This is a genomic window from Modestobacter versicolor, assembly GCF_041028285.1.
GTDB classification, from domain to species: Bacteria; Actinomycetota; Actinomycetes; order Mycobacteriales; family Geodermatophilaceae; genus Modestobacter; species Modestobacter versicolor_A.
The window spans coordinates 1-575 of record NZ_JABGDB010000044.1 but is presented as its reverse complement, the minus strand read 5'-3'; the positions used below and the strand labels follow the sequence as shown (position 1 = coordinate 575).

1 protein-coding gene is annotated in these 575 nt (G+C 35.3%); it reads right to left on the bottom strand.

All coding sequences use genetic code 11. From position 1 onward, the window contains the following. Positions 1-125 precede the first annotated feature (125 nt). Positions 126-338, bottom strand: coding sequence for a hypothetical protein (locus tag HL054_RS22180; RefSeq protein ID WP_259542503.1), 213 nt, complete (start codon positions 336-338; stop codon positions 126-128). Positions 339-575: the final 237 nt, after the last annotated feature.

Genomic DNA, 575 nt, shown 5'->3' with positions numbered 1-575 from the left:
AAATCAGCAATCAACTTGATATTTTGCTCATCTATGATGATTTTTCCTTGATTTATCATGATTTGCAAGTAATCTTGCCTATGAAGAATATCTCATTGGCCATGTTTTTGCGCTTTTCCGGTAACTCACTTGCCATCTTGCATAACGGTCAAGTAATTTGCACGGTTTTCATCGACATATAAGAAACCTGTCATATCTTTTTTTGCTATTTTGACAACTTTTTCACGAATTTCATCATTTTTATTGATCAGTTGTTGCTTGTAATAGTCAACCAAGGCGGCTTTATCTCCAAAAGATGCGATTTTGAATTGCTTTCCGACAATAATAACTTCTTTCATTTCATCAAATGGTGATTGTTGGATTATGTGATAGATTGGCGTACCAACAAATCCTCTTCCTTCACGTGTATCAACGTCATAAGCTAATGAGAAGTTCTCAATTCTCGCTCATTTTGGTAGATTTTCAAGTATCTTGTCAGTGTCAGCAAGATTGATTAGTGATAAATCATAAACTTTCTTGTCAGATGTTTCGCCTTCATAAGTCAATCCAAGAAGACGAGCCAATTCAAGCGAGTC

Excerpts from the sequence above, each read along its gene's own strand:
- HL054_RS22180 (WP_259542503.1), bottom strand. The coding sequence starts at position 338 with ATGAAAGAAGTTATTATTGTCGGAAAGCAATTCAAAATCGCATCTTTT.